At 67.5% G+C, this 19,158-nt stretch carries 15 protein-coding genes; 6 read left to right on the top strand and 9 right to left on the bottom strand.

The genetic code is table 11. The annotated features are described in order from the left end of the window. Positions 1–177: 177 nt before the first annotated feature. From PMI14_RS22210 to PMI14_RS22190, 5 genes are all read right to left on the bottom strand, one after another. Positions 178–1,383, bottom strand: a complete 1,206-nt coding sequence (locus PMI14_RS22210) for an ABC transporter permease (RefSeq protein ID WP_007857645.1) — start codon at positions 1,381–1,383, stop codon at positions 178–180. Further along, a complete protein-coding gene (locus PMI14_RS22205) occupies positions 1,383–2,159 on the bottom strand; it encodes an ABC transporter ATP-binding protein (protein ID WP_007857644.1) in 777 nt (258 codons plus the stop codon). Before PMI14_RS22205 ends, PMI14_RS22210 begins: the two co-directional genes overlap by 1 nt. After that, on the bottom strand, positions 2,156–3,553 hold the full coding sequence (locus PMI14_RS22200) for an efflux RND transporter periplasmic adaptor subunit (protein ID WP_007857643.1): 1,398 nt from the start codon (positions 3,551–3,553) through the stop codon (positions 2,156–2,158). Before PMI14_RS22200 ends, PMI14_RS22205 begins: the two co-directional genes overlap by 4 nt. 148 nt (positions 3,554–3,701) lie before the next feature. Then, on the bottom strand, positions 3,702–5,132 hold the full coding sequence (locus tag PMI14_RS22195; RefSeq protein WP_007857642.1) for an efflux transporter outer membrane subunit: 1,431 nt from the start codon (positions 5,130–5,132) through the stop codon (positions 3,702–3,704). A 132-nt stretch (positions 5,133–5,264) separates the two neighbouring features. Then, positions 5,265–6,245, bottom strand: a complete 981-nt coding sequence (locus tag PMI14_RS22190) for a helix-turn-helix domain-containing protein (RefSeq protein ID WP_007857641.1) — start codon at positions 6,243–6,245, stop codon at positions 5,265–5,267. 218 nt (positions 6,246–6,463) lie between these two features. On the opposite strand from PMI14_RS22190, the gene PMI14_RS22185 reads away from it, so the two are divergent. Genes PMI14_RS22185 through PMI14_RS22160 form a run of 6 tightly spaced genes read left to right on the top strand, consistent with a single transcriptional unit; the run spans position 6,464 to position 12,454 of the window. Next, positions 6,464–7,657, top strand: a complete 1,194-nt coding sequence (locus PMI14_RS22185; RefSeq protein ID WP_007857640.1) for an amino acid ABC transporter substrate-binding protein — start codon at positions 6,464–6,466, stop codon at positions 7,655–7,657. Between the two features lie 6 nt (positions 7,658–7,663). Next, entirely contained in the window at positions 7,664–8,542 is an 879-nt protein-coding gene (locus PMI14_RS22180; RefSeq protein ID WP_007857639.1) for a branched-chain amino acid ABC transporter permease, read from the top strand. Further along, a complete protein-coding gene (locus PMI14_RS22175; protein WP_007857638.1) occupies positions 8,539–9,480 on the top strand; it encodes a branched-chain amino acid ABC transporter permease in 942 nt (313 codons plus the stop codon). The genes PMI14_RS22180 and PMI14_RS22175 overlap by 4 nt, the downstream gene beginning before the upstream one ends. Then, positions 9,473–10,237 (top strand): ABC transporter ATP-binding protein, encoded by a 765-nt coding sequence (locus PMI14_RS22170; RefSeq protein WP_007857637.1) that lies wholly within the window; start codon positions 9,473–9,475, stop codon positions 10,235–10,237. The genes PMI14_RS22175 and PMI14_RS22170 overlap by 8 nt, the downstream gene beginning before the upstream one ends. Then, positions 10,234–10,944, top strand: a complete 711-nt coding sequence (locus PMI14_RS22165; protein ID WP_007857636.1) for an ABC transporter ATP-binding protein — start codon at positions 10,234–10,236, stop codon at positions 10,942–10,944. The genes PMI14_RS22170 and PMI14_RS22165 overlap by 4 nt, the downstream gene beginning before the upstream one ends. Before the next feature lie 58 nt (positions 10,945–11,002). Next, a complete protein-coding gene (locus tag PMI14_RS22160; protein WP_007857635.1) occupies positions 11,003–12,454 on the top strand; it encodes an aldehyde dehydrogenase in 1,452 nt (483 codons plus the stop codon). Positions 12,455–12,639: 185 nt separating this feature from the next. On the opposite strand, the gene PMI14_RS22155 is transcribed toward PMI14_RS22160, so the two are convergent. The 4 genes from PMI14_RS22155 to PMI14_RS22140 all read right to left on the bottom strand — a co-directional run. Continuing rightward, a complete protein-coding gene (locus PMI14_RS22155; protein ID WP_007857634.1) occupies positions 12,640–14,304 on the bottom strand; it encodes a bluetail domain-containing putative surface protein in 1,665 nt (554 codons plus the stop codon). A 197-nt stretch (positions 14,305–14,501) separates the two neighbouring features. After that, complete coding sequence (locus tag PMI14_RS22150) at positions 14,502–16,157, bottom strand: bluetail domain-containing putative surface protein (RefSeq protein WP_007857633.1); 1,656 nt, start codon at positions 16,155–16,157, stop codon at positions 14,502–14,504. Between the two features lie 34 nt (positions 16,158–16,191). After that, a complete protein-coding gene (locus PMI14_RS22145) occupies positions 16,192–17,763 on the bottom strand; it encodes a hypothetical protein (protein WP_007857632.1) in 1,572 nt (523 codons plus the stop codon). Between the two features lie 113 nt (positions 17,764–17,876). Next, positions 17,877–19,158 (bottom strand): bluetail domain-containing putative surface protein (locus PMI14_RS22140; protein WP_035205103.1); only part of this gene is annotated, 1,282 nt, incomplete at its 5' end.

The following is a 19,158-nucleotide window of genomic DNA, read 5'->3' as shown; positions in this document are numbered from 1 at the left end:
ACCGGCGGACAGCCAGTGTTCAGCAATAAGCGTGCCCGGCTTTTGAAGGGGGTTCGTCGCCACGTGGTCGGGCTTTGTCCCCTGGGCGCCTCGCTGCGGTGCAGCATGTCACCAATTTGGGGCGGGCCCCTGGCAAGCCCCCGCCCTGCCCCGGTGCCTGGGCACCGGGGAGGCGCCTCACTCGTGGCGCAGGGCGTCGATGGGGTCCATGCGCGCGGCCCGGCGCGCGGGGAAGTAGCCGAACACCACGCCGATGCCGGCCGAGAACACGAAGGACAGCAGGTTCACACCCGGGTTGAACAGGTAGGGCACGCCCATCAGCACCGACAGCCCCAGCGACGCGGCCGTGGCCAGCACGATGCCGATGAGCCCTCCCAGCGCGGCCAGCACCACCGCCTCGACCAGGAACTGCAGCAGCACCTCGCGCTCGAGCGCGCCGATGGCCAGGCGCAGCCCGATCTCGCGGGTGCGCTCGGTCACGCTGACCAGCATGATGTTCATGATGCCGATGCCGCCCACCAGCAGGCTCACGGCCGCCACCGCCCCGAGCAGCGTGGTCATGACCTTGGTGGTGCCCGACAGCGCCTCGCCCAGCTGCTTGGTGTCGAGCACGTTGAAGTTGTCCTCGTCGGTGTCGGAGAGCTTGCGCAGCTCGCGCAGCAGCTGGGTCAGGCTGGCCTTCACGCGCTCGGGTTCGCTGCCGTCCTTCATCGACACCAGCAGGGTGTTCACGCGGGTGTTGCCCGTCACGCGGCGCTGCAGGGTGCGCAGCGGCACCAGCACGGTGTCGTCCTGGTCGTTGCCGAAGGCGCCCTGCCCCTTGGAGGCCAGCACGCCCACCACCTCGCACGAGAAGGCCTTCACGCGCAGCTGCTCGCCCACGGCGTCGCGCGTGCCGTAGAGCTCGCGCCGCACGGTCTCGCCGATCACGCAGACGGCGGCACCGGCGCGCAGTTCGTCGTCGCTGAATGCGCGGCCGATGCGCAGCGTCCAGTTGCCCGTCTGCAGCCAGGCGTTGGTGCTGCCGATGATGCTGGTGGACCAGTTGCGCCCGCCGGCCACCACGGTGGCGGCCGCGCGCGATTCGGGCGCCACGGCCAGGATGCCGCCGATCTGCTGGGCGATGGCATCGGCGTCGGTGTCCTTGAAGGCCGCGGCACCAGTGCCGCCGCCCGGGCCCATGCGCTGCCCCGGGCGCACCTGCAGCAGGTTGGTGCCCAGGCCCGAGATCTGGTTCTGAATGGACACCGTGGCGCCATTGCCCAGCGTGACCATGGTGATCACCGCGCTCACGCCGATCACGATGCCCAGGATGGTCAGGAACGAGCGCATGAGGTTGCGCCGGATGGAGCGCAGCGCCAGCAGGATGGAACTGAGGAACATCAGTGCACCTCCGCCGGCAGCAGCGCACCGTGAGCGGCCAGGCCGCGTGGGTGCGGATTCGGCTCGTCGCTGCCCACCACGCCATCGACGAAGCGCACGATGCGCCGTGCGTACTCGGCCATGTCGCCCTCGTGCGTGACCATGAGCACGGTGATGCCCAGGTCCACGTTCAGGCGCCACAGCAGCTGCATGATCTCGTGGCTGCGCTGGGTGTCGAGGTTGCCGGTGGGCTCGTCGGCCAGCAGCACGGCCGGCTCGGTGACGATGGCGCGCGCGATCGCCACGCGCTGCTGCTGCCCGCCCGAGAGCTCGGCCGGCGTGTGGTGCTCCCAGCCCTTGAGGCCCACGGCGGCCAGCGCCTTCGCAGCCGCCGCATGGCGCGCCGCGGCGGGCTCGCCACGGTACAGCAGCGGCAGCTCGACGTTCTCCTGCGCCGAGGTGCGCGCCAGCAGGTTGAAGCCCTGGAAGACGAAGCCGAAGTAGCGCCGGCGCAGCCGCGCGCGCTCGTCGCGCTGCAGCGCCTCCACATGCACGCCCTTGAACAGGTAGTCGCCCGTGGTGGGCCGGTCCAGGCACCCGAGGGTGTTCATGGCCGTGGACTTGCCCGAACCACTGGGGCCCATGATGGCCACGAAGTCGCCCTGGGCGATGTCCAGGTCCACGCCCTTGAGCGCCTGGAAGGCGAGCGCGCCTTCACCATAGACCTTGGTGACGCCGCGCAGGCGGATCAGCGCCGTGTCGTCGCCCGTGCTGTCCATGCGGTGGGTGGCCGTCATCGCGCGGCCCCGTTGCTGCGCTGGTCGGTGATCACCGCCATGCCGGGGGCGATGCCCTCGCCCGTCACCTCGGTCATGCGGCCGTCGCTGATGCCCACGCGCACCTTCAGGGCCTGCGGCGCGCCGTCCTTGAGCACCCAGACCTGCTTCATCTTCGATGCGGCGTCCTCGCCCGGCGCACCGCCGCCTGCGGGGCGGCGCCCACCCTGGCCACCTGGGCGCGGCATGCGCGGCATGAGCTGCCCCATGATGCCGCCGCCCTGCTGCCCCGCCTGGGGCTTGCCAGCGCCCGCACCCGGGCCGCCAGCGGGCGCTCCCGCCTGCGCCGGCGTGAAGCGCAGCGCGGTGTTGGGCACCAGCAGCACGTCCTTGCGCTCGGTGGAGGTGATGGTGGAGGCCGCCGTCATGCCGGGGCGCAGGCTCATGTCGCGGTTGTCCACCTCCAGCCAGGTGACGTAGGTGACCACGTTGTCGGTCTTGGTGGAGCCGAAGGACACGCGCGTGACCGCGGCCGGATAGCGCCGCGAGGGGAAGGCGCTGACCGTGAAGCTGGCCTTCTGCCCGACCTGCAGCGAGCCCACGTCGGCCTCGTCCACGCTCACGTCCAGGCGCAGGCGCGTGAGGTCCTCGGCCACGGTGAACAGGGTCACGGCCTGCAGCGATGCGGCCACGGCGTTGCCGGGCTCCACCGTTCGGGTGAGCACCACGCCATCGATGGGCGAGCGGATGGAGGCCTTGGACAGGCTGGTCTCGTCGGTGGACAGCGCCGCACGCGCATCGTCCACGCTGGCACGGGCGCTGGCCTCGTCGGCGCGGGCCCGGTCCAGCGTGGCGCGGCCGGTGTCCAGTTCAGCCGCCGAAGGCACCTTGCCACCCGACAGGCGGGCGACCTCTTCCAGCCGCCCGAGGCCCGCCAGCGCCTCCTTGGTGGTGGCCGCGGCCTGTGCCTGCCGCGCCTGCGCGGACGCCAGCGAAGCGCGCGAGCGCAGCACCTGCGCATCGAGCTTGGCAGTGTCGAGTTCCACCAGCACCTGGCCTTTCTTGACCTTCTCGTTCACGTCCACCATCACCTGGCGCACCGTGCCCGAGAGCTCGCTGCCGATGGTCACCAGCCGCGTGGGCTGCAGCGTGCCATTGGCCGATACCGAGAGCGTGAGGTCACCCGTCTTCACCTCTTCGGTCACGTAGACCGGCGCGGCGCTGGCCTGCTTTTGCAGCTGCCAGGCGTAGATGCCGCCGCCTGCCAGCGCCAGGGCCGCCACGCCCAGCCACAGCGCGGTGCGCCGGTACCAGCGGCGCGGCTTCTCGCCGCCCAGCAGGGCCTGCAGGTCGGCCGGGGCACGGGCCCCGGGGGTGGCAGCGCCGGGCTGCGGTTCCTTGGTGTTGTCGGTCATGGCGATGGGCTCGGGAAAAGACAGGAAATGAGGGGCGACAACGCCCGCGCACGGGCCGTGCGCGGGGTCGATGGCCTTTGGCTGCCAGGTGTCCGTGCGCCGTGTGCGCCGCGACCTCCAGGTGGCTGTGGATGGAATAAGGGCTCAGTCAGGGCTGCCAGCCGCCGCCGAGCGCCTTGTACAGGCGCACATGGTCGGCGGACAGGCTGGCCACCGTGGTGGCCACGCCCTCCTGCGTGGACAGCAGCGTGCGCTGGGTCTCCAGCACCGCCTGGAAGTCGATCAGCCCGCTGCTGTAGCGCTGGCGCGCGAGCAGTTCGGCATTGCCCGCGGCATCGGCGGCGGAGCGCAGGCGCACCAGGCGCTCGCGGTTGCCGCGCAGGGAAACGAGTGCGTCTTCCACGTCCTTGAGCGCCGTGAGCACGGCCGCCTGGTAGGCGATGCGCGCCTGCTCCAGGCCGGCCTCCTGCGCCCGCACCTGGGCGCGCGCGGCACCGCCATCGAGCAGCGGCACCGAGACGCTGCCCAGCAGCGATGCGGCCACGGCGCTGCCGCCGCTGAGCGCTCCCAGCGTCAGGGCGCGCAGGCCCACCGAGCCGCTGATGCCGAAGTCCGGGTAGCGCGCCGCATCGGCCTGCGAGACGCGGGCCAGCGCCGCGGTGATGCGCTGCTCGGCCGCGCGCACGTCGGGGCGCCGGCGCAGGGTTTCGGCAGGTATCGCCATGGCCAGTTCATCGCCGGGCTGGGGCACGGCGGCGCTGGCCGCCAGTTGCGCATCGAGCGCGGCCGGCGCCTGCCCGGTCAGCACGGCCAGGCTGTGGCGCGACTGGGCCAGGCTGGCTTCGAGCGCGGGGATCTGGGCAGCGGTCTGCTCGGACGCCGCACGCGCCTGCTCGGCCACGAGCGAGGTGGTGAGGCCGGCCTGCAGGCGCCACTGCGTGATCTGCAGCGTCTCGCCCTGGCTGGCCAGGTTGCTGCGCGCGATCACCAGGCGCTGCTGCAGGCTGCGCAGCTCGATGTAGTTCACGGCCACCTCGGCGGCCAGCGACACCTGCACGTCGGCCAGGCTGGCCTCGGCGGCGCGGGCATCGGCTTCGCTGGCGTTGACCCCGGCGCGCACGCGGCCGAACACATCGGGCTCCCAGCTCGCGTCGAAGCCCAGCTGGAAATTGTTGCCCGTGCCGCTGTTGCCCGAGCGGCTGCGCTGCGCCGAGGCCGAGGCACCCACCTGGGGCGCCAGGCCGGCAGCCTGCACATCCACCTGGGCGCGGGCCTGCCGCAGCGCGGCCTGGGCCGTGCGCACGCTGGTGTTGGCCGCCAGGGCCTGCTCGACCAGCGCGGTCAGCTGGGCATCGCCCAGGCGCTGCCACCACTGGGCGAGCGAGGTGGCCGTGCTGCCGGGGGCGGCCGTGGTGCCGGCGGACCAGGTGGTGGGCACAGGGGTGTCGGGCAGGCGCGCGTCCTGCGGGGCCATGCTGGCGCAGCCGGCCAGGGCCGCAGCCAGGGCCAGTACCGGCCAGCGCAGGGCATGGCGGCAGGGGGGCAGGCGGCTCAGGGAACGCGGGGAGGAAGGGCGCATGGAATGGGTTGGCTCCGGGTTGATGGCCATATTGTGCGGACCCCACCCTTCGCAAAGTTAGCCAACGCGTCAACCCCATGTAAAGAATTGCTGCAGTGCACGATGTCCTCTGCCCGGCAGGGAACGGTCTCTTCAATGCGCCTGCAGTTCGGGCGCCGGCAGCGATGCCCGCGCCCGGTACTCGCTCGGGCTGCAGCCCGTGTGGGCCTTGAACACCCGGCTGAAATGGCCGCTGTTGCGAAAGCCCCAGGAGATGGCGATGTCCGTCACCGAGCGGTGCGCATGCCCGGGGTGGCGCAACTCGCGCAGGCAGGCTTCGAGGCGGCGCTGCTGGATGGTGGCGGCCAGGGTGTCGCCATCGTCGGTCATGGCGTTGTACAGGTGGCGGCGGCTGCAGTTGAGCGCCTGGGCGATGCGGTCGATGGTGAGGTCCGGGTCGGCCAGGTGGCGGTCGATGTACTGGCCGATGCGGTCGCGCAGGGCCTCGCGCTGCGACACGGCGCTGTGCTGGCCGTTGCGCTCCAGCAGCGACAGCTGCACCAGGTGCGTGATGACGTCGGCCACGCCGTCGGCCGCCGCGTCGGACATGGTGGGCAACTCGGTGAAGGCAGCGCGCATCGTGTCCCAGGCCAGGCGCGAAACGCCGCTGGTGCCCGAGAAGCGCTGCACCATGAGGTCGTCGAGCCGCAGCCGGCGCTCGGGCATCTGCTCCTTGGGGATCATCAGCACCATCTGGCGCACGGCCTCGGGGTTGCTCACCGCGTAGGCGCGCGTGGTGTCGTACACGCTCCATTCGCCCGGGGACAGCCAGAGCTGGCGGCCGTTCTGCTCGAAGCAGGCACGCCCTTCGAGTTGTGCCACCACCTTGATGTAGGCCCGGTCGCTGCCGCGGATCAGGCTGGGGGTACGCACCACGCGATGGCGGCTCACGTCGAGCTGGCACAGGTTGACGTAGCCGGCCTGCCCCGAGGTGATGTGGCCCGCGAAGGCCTCGTCGCCGAAGGCATCGGACTCCAGCCCGCCGATGAGCCGCCACACCGCGTCGCCCCACAGGTGCAGGCGGTCGCGCGGTGCCACGGTATCGGTGGATACCTCGGTCAGGGGGTGGGCCATGGTGTCTCCAGTACAGCGGCTGGCGCCGCCGGTATGTCCCGGATTATCCGGCGCAGCCCTATTCCCCGGCGCAGCACGGAAATCCGGGTAAACCCGCTGCGCCGTGCACGCTGGGACCAGCGTTTTGTGCACGCTCAGCACAGCAGGCCCGGGCGCCCCTGCCTACGATCGGTCAACGGCCTGCGCTGCGCGGGCCGCCCATCCGAGGAGACAGAAAAATGGTTCAACAATCCAAACGCCAATGGATCAAGGGCATGGCCGCCACGGTGGGCGCCATGTCGGTCGCCCCCCACCTGCTGGCCCAGTCCGGCCCTGTGCGCGTGGGCTACGCCATCGCCCGCACGGGCCCCTGGGCGGCGGGCGCGCAGGTCAGCCAGGAGCCCAACTACCTGCTCTGGGCCGAGCAGGTGAACGCGGCGGGCGGCCTGACCATCAAGGGCGCCAAGCGCCCCATCGAGCTCATCGGCTACGACGACCGCAGCGAGACCGAGACCTGTGTGCGCACCTTCGAGAAGCTCATGGGCAGCGACAAGGTGGATTTGATCCTGCCGCCCTGGGGCTCGGGCGCCAACTTCGCCATCGCACCGCTGGCCAACCGCTTCGGCTACCCGCTGCTGGCGCCCACGGCGCTGTCGCGCAAGCTGATCGACATGAACCTGCCCTACTTCTTCTCCCTGCTGCAGCAGCCCGACAAGATGATGGGCGCGCTGGTGGACATGCTGGTGGCCAACGGCGTCAAGTCGGTGGCCATCGTCTACATGGACGACCTGTTTGGCCTCGAAAACTTCGCGGCGCTGAACAACGCACTCAAGAAGACCAGCATCCAGGTGGTGGAACGCAAGAGCTACCCGCTGGGCGTGAAGGACCTGGCGCCCGTGCTGCGCGGCATCAAGGACCAGAACCCCGACGCCTTCATCGGCATCACCTACCCGCCCGACACCATCCTGGCCAGCCGCCAGGCGCGCGAGGTGGGGCTGAACCCCAAGTTCTTCTACGCCTCGGTGGGCACGGCCTTCCAGCTGTACAAGAACGTGATGCAGGCCAACACCGAGGGCGTGATCGGCATGGGCTCGTGGAGCGTGAAGACCAGCCCCGAGGCCAAGGCCTATTTCGACGCCCACGTGAAGAAGTTCAACAAGGAGCCCGACCGCTGGGCCAGCGGCCATGCCTGGGCAGGCCTGCAGATCCTGCAGCAGGCGGTGGAGAAGGTGGGCCTGGACCGCAAGGCGCTGCGCGAGCACATCGCCAAGAACGAGTTCAAGACCATCCTGGGCGGCATCCGCTTTGCAGGCAGCGAGAACGCCTCCATCCCCGGCACCGTGAGCCAGTGGCAGGGCAGCGACTTCGAAGTGGTCTGGCCCAAGGACCGCGCCACGGCGCAATTGAACACCAACAAGCCTGCCTGGAAGTAACACGGAATGTCCCTGACCTCCTGGGCCGAACTGGTCGCCAGTGGCCTCATTACCGGCGGCATCTATGCGCTGGTGGCCATGGGCCTGAACCTGCAGTATGGGCTGATGCGCATCATGAACATCTCGCATGGCGAGTTTCTGATGCTCGGCGCCTTCATCACCTGGTGGGCGCACACCGCCTGGGGCTGGTCGCCGCTGCTGCTGATGCCCATCGCCTTCATCGCGCTGTTCGTGCTGGGGGTGGCGGTGCATGCGCTGTGCTTCAAGCGCCTTGCGGCGCGCGCGCCGAACGTGGACGTGTTCGAGGCGCGCAGCCTGATGGTGGGCTTCGGCCTGATGTTCCTGGTGCAGAACACCGCCCTGCTCATCTGGGGCGGCGACCTGCGCGGCTACGAGTATCTGGCCGACCCGGTGCAAGTGGCGGGCATGCGCTTCACCGAGAACAAGCTGGTGCTGTTCGGCGTGGCGCTGGCCCTGTCGGCCGCACTGATCGCACTGCTCAAGCTGACCTTGCTGGGCAAGGCCGTGCGGGCGCTGATGCAGTCGCCCACGGGCGCGCAGCTGGTGGGCATCAACACCCGGCGCCTGCACCCCATGATGTTCGGCATTGGCCTGGGCCTGTCGGGCGTGGCGGGGGCCCTGCTGTCGATGACCTACGAGATCTCTCCCTCGATGGGCGAGCCCTATACCGTGACGGCGCTGATCGTGATCACGCTGGGCGGCTTCGGCAGCCTGGCGGGCAGCCTGGCCGGCGGCCTGCTGCTGGGTGTGGTCGAGGCCCTGGGCATGCACTTCAGCAGCCCGTCTCTCAAGATGCTGCTGAGCTATGCGGTGTTCATCGGCGTGCTGATCTGGCGCCCCAACGGACTCTTCTCCAAAAAATGAAATCTCTGCATTCCAACAAGCCCTGGCTGGCGCTCGCCATGGGAACGGCCGTGGTCGGCACCCTGCCCTGGCTGGTGTCCGAGTTCGTGGCCTCGGTGCTGCTCAGCTGCCTGATGTACATCGCGCTGGCCACCAGCTGGTCGCTGTTCTGCGGCGCCACGCGCTACCTCTCGCTGGCCACATCGGCCTTCTTCGGCATCGGGGCCTATGCCAGCGCCACGCTGCTGGAAGTGCTGCCCTGGCCGCTGGTGATCGTGGCCGGCGCGCTGATCGCCGCCGTGGTGGCCGTGGTCATGGGTGCGGCGGTGCTGCACCTGCGCGGCACCTACTTTGCGGTGCTGACCTTCGGCATGACGGAGCTGATCCGCCGCGCAATGACCTTTGTCGAAAAGCAGGTCTCGGGCACCGTGGGCCGTGTGCTCACAGTGGTGCCCAGCAACGAGACGGTGTACCTCACGGTGCTGCTGATCGCGGCGGCCGCCATTGCCACGGCCATCGCCATCCAGCGCAGCCGCTTCGGCCTGGCGCTCTCGGGCATCGGTGCCGACGAGCAGCGTGCGCAGACTCTGGGCGTGGACACGCGCCTGGCCAAGATCGCGGGCTTCGGCATCACGGCCGCGTTTGCAGGCGCCGTGGGCGCGGCCATGGCCGTGCGCTGGACCTACATCGAGCCGGCCGCCGTGTTCAGCCCCTTCATCGGCTTCCAGACGGTGCTGATCGCGCTGATCGGCGGCGCGGCCAGCATCGGCGGGCCGGTGCTCGCGGCCATCGTCTTCAGCCTGCTGGCCGAGACGCTGCGCCTGCAGCTGCCCTATGGCTACATGATGGTGCTGGGCCTGCTGCTGATCCTGTGCGTGATGTACCTGCCCAACGGGCTGGCCACGCTGTGGCAGCGCAAGCGGGCGGCCACGCCTGCAGCGGAGGCCGGCCATGTCTGAAGCCCTGCTGACCATCGACAGCGTGACCGTGCGCTTTGGCGGGCTGACCGCCGTGGACGGCGTGAGCGCCACGCTGCACGCAGGCGAGCTCATCGGCATCATCGGCCCCAACGGCGCGGGCAAGACCACGTATTTCAACGCCATCTCGGGCGTGCAGCCACCGACCTCGGGCACGCTGCACTGCGGTGCCGACAACCTGACCGGCAAGGGGCCGCACCACTATGCGGCCCATGGCATCGCGCGCACCTTCCAGACGCCGCGCGTGTTCCCGGACATGACGGTGCGCGACAACGTGCGCTTCGGCATGCAGTTCGCGGGCCGCCACCGCCAGGGCCCCGTGGGCCTGCGCAGCGAGGACGAGATCCTGGCCATGCTGGGCCTGTCGGCCCTGGCCGAGCGGCCCGCGGCCGATGTGACGCCCTCGCAGCAGCGCCTGCTGGAGATCGGCATGGCCCTGGGGACGCGCCCGCGCCTCTTGCTGCTCGACGAGGTGGCCGCCGGCCTGACCGAGGCCGAGGTCGATGCCATGGCCCAGCGCATCCGCCGCCTGCGCGATGACTGGGGCCTCACGGTGGTGTGGATCGAGCATGCGGTGACCACGCTGCTCAAGTACGTGGAGCGCGTGCTGGTGCTGCACCAGGGCCGCAAGATCGCCGATGGCACACCCGCCGAGGTGGTGCGCAACCCGGAGGTGATCGAGGCCTACCTGGGCGATGAGATGGGCACCCAGGCAACACCCGAAGGAGCCACGGCATGAGCGGCGCACACCTCACGGTACAAGGGCTGGTCACGGGCTACAACGGCTTTCAGGTGCTGCAGGACCTGTCGCTCGAGGCCCAGCCCGGCATCACGGTGATCGTCGGCCCCAACGGCGCCGGCAAGACCACGCTGCTCAAGGCCCTGGCCGGCCTGCTGCCGCGCCAGGGCACGGTGCAGCTCGACGGCCAGGCCGTGCCGGCCCTCAATGCGACCGCCTGCGTGCAGCGCGGCCTGGCCCTGGTGGCCGAGGGCCGCCAGCTGTTCCCGCAGATGACGGTGACCGAGAACCTGGAGCTCGGCGGCTGGCTGTTGCCCTCGCGGGTGCGCGCCGGGCGCCTGGCCCAGGCCTTCGAGGACTTTCCGCGCCTCAAGGAGCGTGCCCAGCAACTGGCCGGCACCATGAGCGGCGGCGAGCAGCAGATGGTGGCCGTGGCCCGCGCCATGATGAGCGGGCCGCGCCTGTTGATGCTGGACGAGCCCTCGCTGGGCCTGGCACCGCGCATGGTGGACGAGCTGCTGACCATCGTGCAGCGCATCGCCGCGCAGGGCGTCACGGTGCTGATGGTGGAGCAGAACGTGCGCAAGGCGCTGCAGGTGGCGCAGCGCGGCTATGTGCTGGAGCGCGGGCGCATTGTGGCCTCGGGCGATGCCGCCGCGCTGCTGCAGTCCGACGCCGTGCGCCAGGCCTACCTGGGCGTTGCCTGAACATCCCGCCCCCCATCCCCATCCGACTTTTCCTTCCTATTCATCCAGGAGACATTCCATGACTGCCATTTCCATGCTGATCAACGGCGAGCGCGTGCAGGCCGCAGGCGGCGCCACCTTCGAGCGCCGCAACCCGCTCGACGGCTCCGTGGCCACCACCGCGCCTGCCGCCACGGTGGCCGATGCCAAGGCCGCCGCCGACGCCGCCGCCAAGGCCTTCCCGGCCTGGTCGGCCCTGGGGCCCAATGCGCGCCGTGCGCTGCTGCTCAAGGCCGCGCATGCGCTCGAAGCCAAGGGCGAGGCCTTTGCCGCCGCCATGGCGGCAGAGACCGGCGCCTCGGGCCTGTGGGCCGGCTTCAACGTGCACCTGGCCGCCGGCCTGCTGCAGGAGGCCGCGGCCCTGACCACGCAGATCGCCGGCGAGGTGATCCCGTCCGACGTGCCCGGCAGCCTGGCCATGGGCGTGCGCCAGGCCGCGGGCGTGGTGCTGGGCATCGCACCGTGGAACGCGCCCATCATCCTCGGCGTGCGCGCCATCGCCACGCCGCTGGCCTGCGGCAACACGGTGATCCTCAAGGGATCGGAGCTGAGCCCCGCCACGCACGGCCTGATCATCGAGGCCCTGCAGGAGGCCGGCCTGCCCCCGGGCGTGGTGAATTTCGTGACCAATGCACCGGCCGATGCCGGCGCCGTGGTCGAGGCCATCGTGGCCCACCCGGCCGTGCGCCGCGTGAACTTCACGGGCTCGACCAAGGTCGGCCGCATCGTCGCGCAGACCTGCGCCAAGTACCTCAAGCCCACGGTGCTGGAGCTCGGCGGCAAGGCGCCGCTGGTGGTGCTGGACGATGCCGACGTGGATGCGGCCGTGGATGCCGCCATCTTCGGCTCGTTCGCCAACTCGGGCCAGATCTGCATGTCCACCGAGCGCATCGTGGTGGACGCCTCCATCGCCAACGACTTCGTGGCCCGTTTCGCAGCGCGCGCCCAGGCGCTGCCGCTGGGCGACCCGCGCAAGGGCCCGGTGGTGCTCGGCTCGGTGGTGGACATGGCCACCGTGCAGCGCTGCAACGCGCTGATCGACGACGCCCTGGCCAAGGGTGCCAAGCTGGTCTGCGGTGGCAAGAGCGAGAACACGCTGATGGCTGCCACCATCCTGGACCACGTGACGCCCGCGATGGACATCTACCGCGAGGAGTCCTTTGGCCCGCTCAAGCCCATCGTGCGCGTGAACGGGGTCGAGGAAGCGGTTGCCTGTGCCAACGACAACGAGTTCGGCCTGTCCGCCGCCGTCTTCGGCCGCGATGTGGCCCGTGCCTGGAACGTGGCTGCGCGCATCGAGTCGGGGATCTGCCATGTCAACGGACCTACCGTGCACGACGAGGGGCAGATGCCGTTTGGCGGGGTGAAGAATTCGGGGTGGGGGCGGTTTGGGGGGATGGCCGGGGTGCGGGAGTTCACGGAGTTGCGCTGGATCACGGTGCAGACTACGGCGCGGCACTATCCGTTCTGAGCTTTCTGCAAAGTTGCTGCGTGGTTGCTGCGTGCCTTGGTTGAGGGCGGAAGCCGGGTCTCGGCCCGGCAGCCGAGGTACCTTTCTTTGCTTCGCAAGAGAAAGTTACTGCGCCGCCGGGCGCACATCCCGGCCTCCGCCTTCAAACAAGGCACACAGCAACTACCAGCACCAGAGGCCAAACGTCAAGCAACGATCCAAGAAGCATCCGCCAGTGCGGATACACCGCTGAGCTTGACCAGGCTGTCGTTCACACCCAGCGCAGCCACGCTGTCATTCACCAGGATGTAGGTGTCGGCACCATAACGGAAGGCAATGGCCTTGTTGGCGCCCGCCGTGGTGGCTGCCAGGGCCGTGGCGTCCAGCAGGGACGATGCATCGGAAATGCCAGCCAGTTGCAGGCCGGTAGGCACAGCCTTGGCGGTCGCCGTTGTGGCCGCCAACACCAGCCTGTCGGTCCCGCTCACGAAGTCGGTCAATACGATGGCTGACCCGCCAAGCCCGGCGGAGAAACTGATGTCCAGATCCTTGGCGGCGGCACCCGCCAGGCCGGTGAGGTTCAGCGTATCGGCGCCGCCGCCCAGGGTGATGCTGTGGGCGTTGCCGGCACCGATGGTGATCGTGTCATCACCCTCGCCCGTCGCAACGATCACCTGGGCACCAGAAGCGTCGTTGATGACGAAGGTATCTGCTCCTCCGCCGCCGGTGATGGTCACCGCACTCTGCGTGGTGGCAAACGCCAGCGACAGCGCGCCGGTCAGCGCAGAGGCATCGATCACCGAGACCTGGGCGCCCACCACGGTAGTCTTCAAGGTCTGTTCGCCGGTGAGCACGATCTTTTCGGCCGCGTTGGCGGTGATCCTGGCGGTATTGGCGGCTCCGTCCGTCGAACTGAACCCCTGGCTCCTGACGTTCAAGTGCTCAACCGAGTCCACGACCACCTCATCATTGCCAGCAGCCCTGAAGAGCACCAGGTTCGCAGTGTCTGCGCCGCCGCTGGTTCCCGCAAAAACCACCGTCAGTGCGCCACCACTGCCGGAATCGCGGATACCGACAGTGGTAGCAAGATCCACTCCACGAAACTCGGCCGGACCTGCCGCGGACTCTCGCCACAGCTCCGTGAGGCCAGTCGCACTGGACGCCATGAACGTCGAGTGAGCCCCGGCCTGAATGAACACCTTTTCGACACTCTGCAGTGTGGGTGCAACCGTCGCATTCGCGGCCAGCGTGGCCCTGAGCGTATCCACCCCTCCAGCGCCATCAATGGCGTCAGCAGTGGACAGCAGACCGGCAGTGGTAGCCAAAATGGTGTCCTGGTTGGCAGTTGTCTTGAACTTGGCCTGTGCAGCCGAAGGCGATACGGCGTCGTCACCGGCTGTCAGTAACAGAGTGACGCCAACGCCGGGGCCCCATCCATAAGTTGGTATTCCAGTGTTGTTCGGGTTGATGGAATAGGCATGGGATGCAGTGACTTCACTGTTCCACTGCACCGCCGCTGCTGCATAGACGGACAGATCACCGGTGGCGTTTTCAAGCCCCGAAAGGATTTGCCCCAGTTGAAGGGCCACGATGCCCACATTGGCCTTGCCGACAGACACAAGATAGTCCCGCAAGGCGGTCTGCAAGCCCGCATTGGGCAGCACGCCCAGGTTCATCAACAGCTTAGTGGACAGCGCATCCTCGGTCAGCCCGGTAAAGCCGGCGCCGAACCGCTGGGCAAAGGCCGTGATGCCGATGGGCTCGACCGCCGCCACCTGGTTGACATAGACATTGTGCGAAGGGGACTGGTCGTTGAACGCCCGGTTGAGCATGGTGACGTCGGCATACGTGCCGGAAACTTGGACAGGCATCCATTCCTCCCGTGGTGTTGTGGTGAGCTTTGTGAGCCTAAGGTGCGCCCCGACAGCAAGGTGTCGCAGCGGTCAAAAAGAAACTTTTTGAAACCAAAGCTGCCTCCGCTCACAGGGTCAGGGCTGGAACAGCGAGAAAAGCCGGCAACCCAGGCACAAAAGATCGCGTTGCGCAGCCGAAGCCCTTTGGCACCCGATCAGGCCAAGGTCCATGAAGCATCGGCCAACGTGGCCACGCCTGTGAGCTTGACCAGGCTGTCATTGGCACCCAGCGCAGCGGCGCCATCGTTCACCAGGATGTAAGTGTCGGCACCGTAGCGGAAAGCGATGGCCTTGTTGGCACCTGCCGTGGCGGCTGCCAGGGCCGTTGCGTCCAGCAGCGAGGACGCCGCCGCAATGCCGGCCAGTTGCGCAGGAGCAGGGGCTGCCTTGGCCGTCGAGTCAGAACCGAACAGACGGATTAGATCGACCCCGCTTTCGAAATCCGTCACACGAATGAACGACCGGCCCAGCGCAGCGTCCGAACTGGTGTCCAGATCGCGGGCGGTGGCGCCCGCCAAACCCGCGATCGTCAACGTATCGCTTCCACGGCCCAGGGTGACCTCGTGGGCATTGGCGGCTCCGACAATGACGGTATCGTCACCAGCACCCGCATCAATGGCCACTCTGCCACCAGAAGCCTCGTTGACGTTGATCCGGTCGCCCGCTGTGCCACCGATGATGCCAACCGGCGTGCTTCCCGTGGTGTTGAATGCCAAGTCCAGGGCCCCTGTCAGCCCGGTTGCATTGATGACCTCTACATGGACGCCGGTCACGGTGGTGGTCAGCGCCTGGTCACCCCAGATCCGTATTTCCTCGGCAGCATCAGCCGTGATCCTGGCGGTGTTGTTGGTGGTGGTTGCCACATTGCCGGCAGAGCTACGGACCGACAGTAGCTCGATGCCCGGCGCGATCACCTCGTCGAGTCCCGTCGCATCGGCCAACACGATGCTGGCGGAGTCCAGGGTGCCGGAGGCGCCCGCGAACTTCACGGTGAGCGGTCCGCCGGACAGGGAGTTCCGCACGCCCACGGTGGTGTTCAGGCTGACGTCTGCAAACGTGGCTGGGCGCGTAGCCCCATCCCCCCACAACATCCTGATGTCGGTCGCATTGGCAGAACTGAACTGGGCGGATTCGCCTGCGGTGATGATGACCCTTTCAATGCCATAGAGCTTGGGCGCCACGGCCTCACCCCCACCCAGCGTGGCCATGAGGATGTCCCCGCGTCCGCCATCCCCCCCACCGTTGAGTATGTCCGGAGAGCCCAGCAGCCCAGGTGCAGGAGCCAGAAAAACGTCGTCATACAAGGTGCCGCTCAGGACATCCACGCTGCTGGTCAATGTCAGCGTGGTCCCTGTACCCACATTGAAGTAGGGATTTCCTATAGGTCCCATTCCGTTTGCAGGGTTGCTGGAATAGGCATGCGAGGCGGTCACCTCATTGTTCCAACGCACTGCGGCAGCCGAGTAGATGGCAAGGTCACCGGTGGCGTTTTCAAGCCCCGACAGTATCTGGCCCAGTTGCAATGCAACCGTTCCGACATTGATCTTGCCGATGGCGATCAGGTAGTCCTTCAACGCCACTTGCAGATCTGCATTGGGCAACAAGCCAAGATTGGTCAGCACCATGGTAGACAATGCGTCCTCGGACATACCCCCATGGCTGGCGCTGTACTGTCGCGCCAGTTCGTTGATACCTATCGAGGGAATGGCGGCCAACTGGTTGGTGTAGATCTCGTAAGTGCGCGACTCGTTGGAAATCGCCCGATGCAGCATCGAGAGGTCTGCATGGATACCGGATACTTGTGCAGGCATGGGTGGTTTCGCTGTTCGGTTGAAGGACTGCTTGTCACGCAATGGACCATGACGCATCGGCCAGCGCGTCCACGCCGGTGAGCTTGACCAGGCTGTCATTGACGCCCAATGCTGCGACGCCATCGTTCACGAAAATGTAGGTATCGGCACCATGGCGGAAGGCGATTGCCTTGTTGGAGCCTGCCGTGGTTGCCGCCAATGACACGGCATCCAACAGGGAAGTTGCTGCAGCCATACTGGCCAGTTGCGCATCGCTCGGGGCTACCTTGGCCGTCGAGGAGGCGCCATGCAGCCGGATCACATCGGTGCCGCTCGAAAAGCCCCGCACCTCGATGGCCGATGCGGCAAGAGTGGCTGCCGATCCCAGGTCCATGTCCTTGGCCAGAGCGCCTGCCAGGCCTGTGATGGTCAGCGTATCCGCCCCATCGCCCAGGGTGAGCTTGTGGCGGGCCTGGGCGTTGGCGGTGATGGCAACGCCCCCTGCGGTGCCGGCCAGCGCCAGGTCCAGCGCCGAGTTGAATGCCGAGGCGTCGACAACGGACACCCTGGCACCGGTCACGGTGCTAACCAGGGCCTGGTCACCCAGGATGACGATTTTTTCCGCCTGGGCCGCACTGATTTTGGCGCCGTTGACCGTGGTGGCGGCGACCGTGCCGGCCTTACTCCAGACGTTCAGGTGCTCAATATTGGCAACGACGATTTCGTCACGGCCCACTGCATCGGCGAACACAATGTTGGCCGAATCCATCGGGCCGGAGACATCGCTGAAATTCACGGTCAGGACACCACCCGTGACGGAGTTCTGGATGCCGACGGAGGTGGCCAATTTCACGTCCGAGAATGTGGCCGCACCCTCTGCGGCATAGACCCACAGTTCCTGCAGACCGGCGGTATCCCCGGCACCCAATTCGGCCCCTGCGCCTGCGGTGATGTAAACCTTCTCGACGCTGCGCAACCGAGGGGTGACCTTGCTTGCGGCTGCAAGGCTCGCCCTGAGGGTATCGAGACCCTCGGCGCCATCGATCACATCCGCCGTCGAGAGAAAGCCCGCGGTGGTTGCCAAGATCGTGTCCTTGTCGGCTGTTGTCTTGAACCTGGCCTCTGCCGCTGCAGGCGATATCGCATCGTCGCCGGACGTCAGCGAAAGGGTGACGCCCGTGACAGGAACGTTAGGCCCTGCGATGACGCCGTAAGGGTCGATGGAGTATTTGTAGGAATCCACCAGCTCCTTGTTCCATGCCACGGCAGCGGCATTGAATGCTGCCTGGTCACCCGTGGCCTGCTCCAGCCCCGAAAGGATCTGCCCGAGCTGCATGGCGACGACGCCCACGCTGGCCTTGCCCACGGACACCAGGTAGTCCCGCAAAGCAGTCTGCAGGCCGGCATTCGGCAACAAGCCCAGGTTGCCAAGCAGCTTGGTAGACAACTGGTCCTCGGTCAGGCTGGTAAAGCTGGCGCCAAAAGAGAGGGCAAAAGTGTTGATGCCCACCGACGTGGCCCTTGCCACCTGGTTGTTGTATACCGCGTGGGCAGGCGATTGGTCGTTGAAGACCCGGTTCAAAATCGTCGTGACGACATAGGGTTCATCGAGAAAGGTCTGTGCCATCAAGAGCTTCCAAAAAAATCAAACAGGTGAGCAGTACGGGGTGAAGCCCTGCGGTTCAGAATTCAGGCCAGCGCATGGCGGCACCGCGCGGCCAAGGTGGCTTGGGCGGGCCGTCAGGCCGAGGTCCAGGAGGCATCGGCCAGCGCCGCCACACCCGTCAGCTTGATGAGGCTGTCATTCGCACCCAGCGCCGCCGTGGCGTCATTGACCAAGATATAGGTGTCCGCACCAAAGCGGAAGGCAATGGCCTTGTTGGCACCTGCCGTGGTAGCGGCCAGGACCGTTCCGTCTAGCAGCGAAGCCGATGCAGCGATGCTGGCGAGGTCCGCAGCGCCGGGTACCGCCTTCGCCGTTCCCTTGGCAGCATCCAGCTGGATCGAGTCGATGCCGTTGGCAAAGCCGGATACTTCGATGGCCGAAGCAGCCAGCGTGGTCGATGTGCCGAGGTTGATGTCCTTGGCCGCATCGCCTGCCAGGCCCGTGATTTTCAGTGTGTCAGCGCCGTCACCCAAGGTGATCTTGTGGGCGGCCTGCGCATTGACCGCCACGGCAACGCCGCTGGTGCCAGCGAGCGTCAGGCCCAGGGCCTTTGTCAGCGCCGTGGCATCGACCACGCCCACCCGGGCGCCAGCCACCGTGGTGGTCAGGGCCTGGTCGCCCCAGATGACAATTTTTTCCGCCTGGGCGGCGGTGATTCGGGCGCTGTTGACCGTGGTGCCCGCAATCGTACCGGCCGTGCTTTTCACGCTCAGGGTTTCGATATTCGCAATGATGACTTCGTCGTTGCCCGTGGCATCGGCCAGCACAATGGTGGACGCATCCATTGGGCCAGAGGCATTCGTGAAGTTCACGGTCAAAACGCCGCCCGCGACGGAGTTCTGGAGGCCGACCGTGGTCCCCAGGGCCAATCCAGAGAACGTCGCTGAGGCCTCTGCGCCATTGATCCACAGCTCGGCCAAGCCCGTGGTGCCCGCCGCACTGAATTCAGCTCCGGCCCCTGCGGTGATGTAGACCTTTTCGACATTGCGCAGAACAGGCGCCACCGAAGCGCCGGCTGCCAGGGTCGCCCGCAGAACATCGATCCCCCCGGCGCCATCGATCACCTCGGAAGAAGACAGCAAGCCTGGAGTGGGCGCCAGAATGGTGTCGTTGTAGTCCGTGGACTTGAACTTGGCCTCTGGCGCCGTGACGGATATAGCGTCGTCACCGGATGTCAGTAGCAAGGTGACGCCGGTGACCTCCCCCCAACCATCTGTAATCGCAATTCCGGTATTGGCAGGGTTGCTGGAATAGGCATATGAACCGTCCAACTCCTCGTTCCACGCCACCGCGGCCGCATTGAACACCGCCTGGTCGCCCGTGGCGTGCTCCAGCCCCGACAGGATCTGGCCCAGT

Source organism: Acidovorax sp. CF316 (assembly GCF_000276605.1).
Lineage (GTDB): Bacteria > Pseudomonadota > Gammaproteobacteria > Burkholderiales > Burkholderiaceae_C > Acidovorax.
This window is presented reverse-complemented; position numbering and strand designations above follow the sequence as displayed.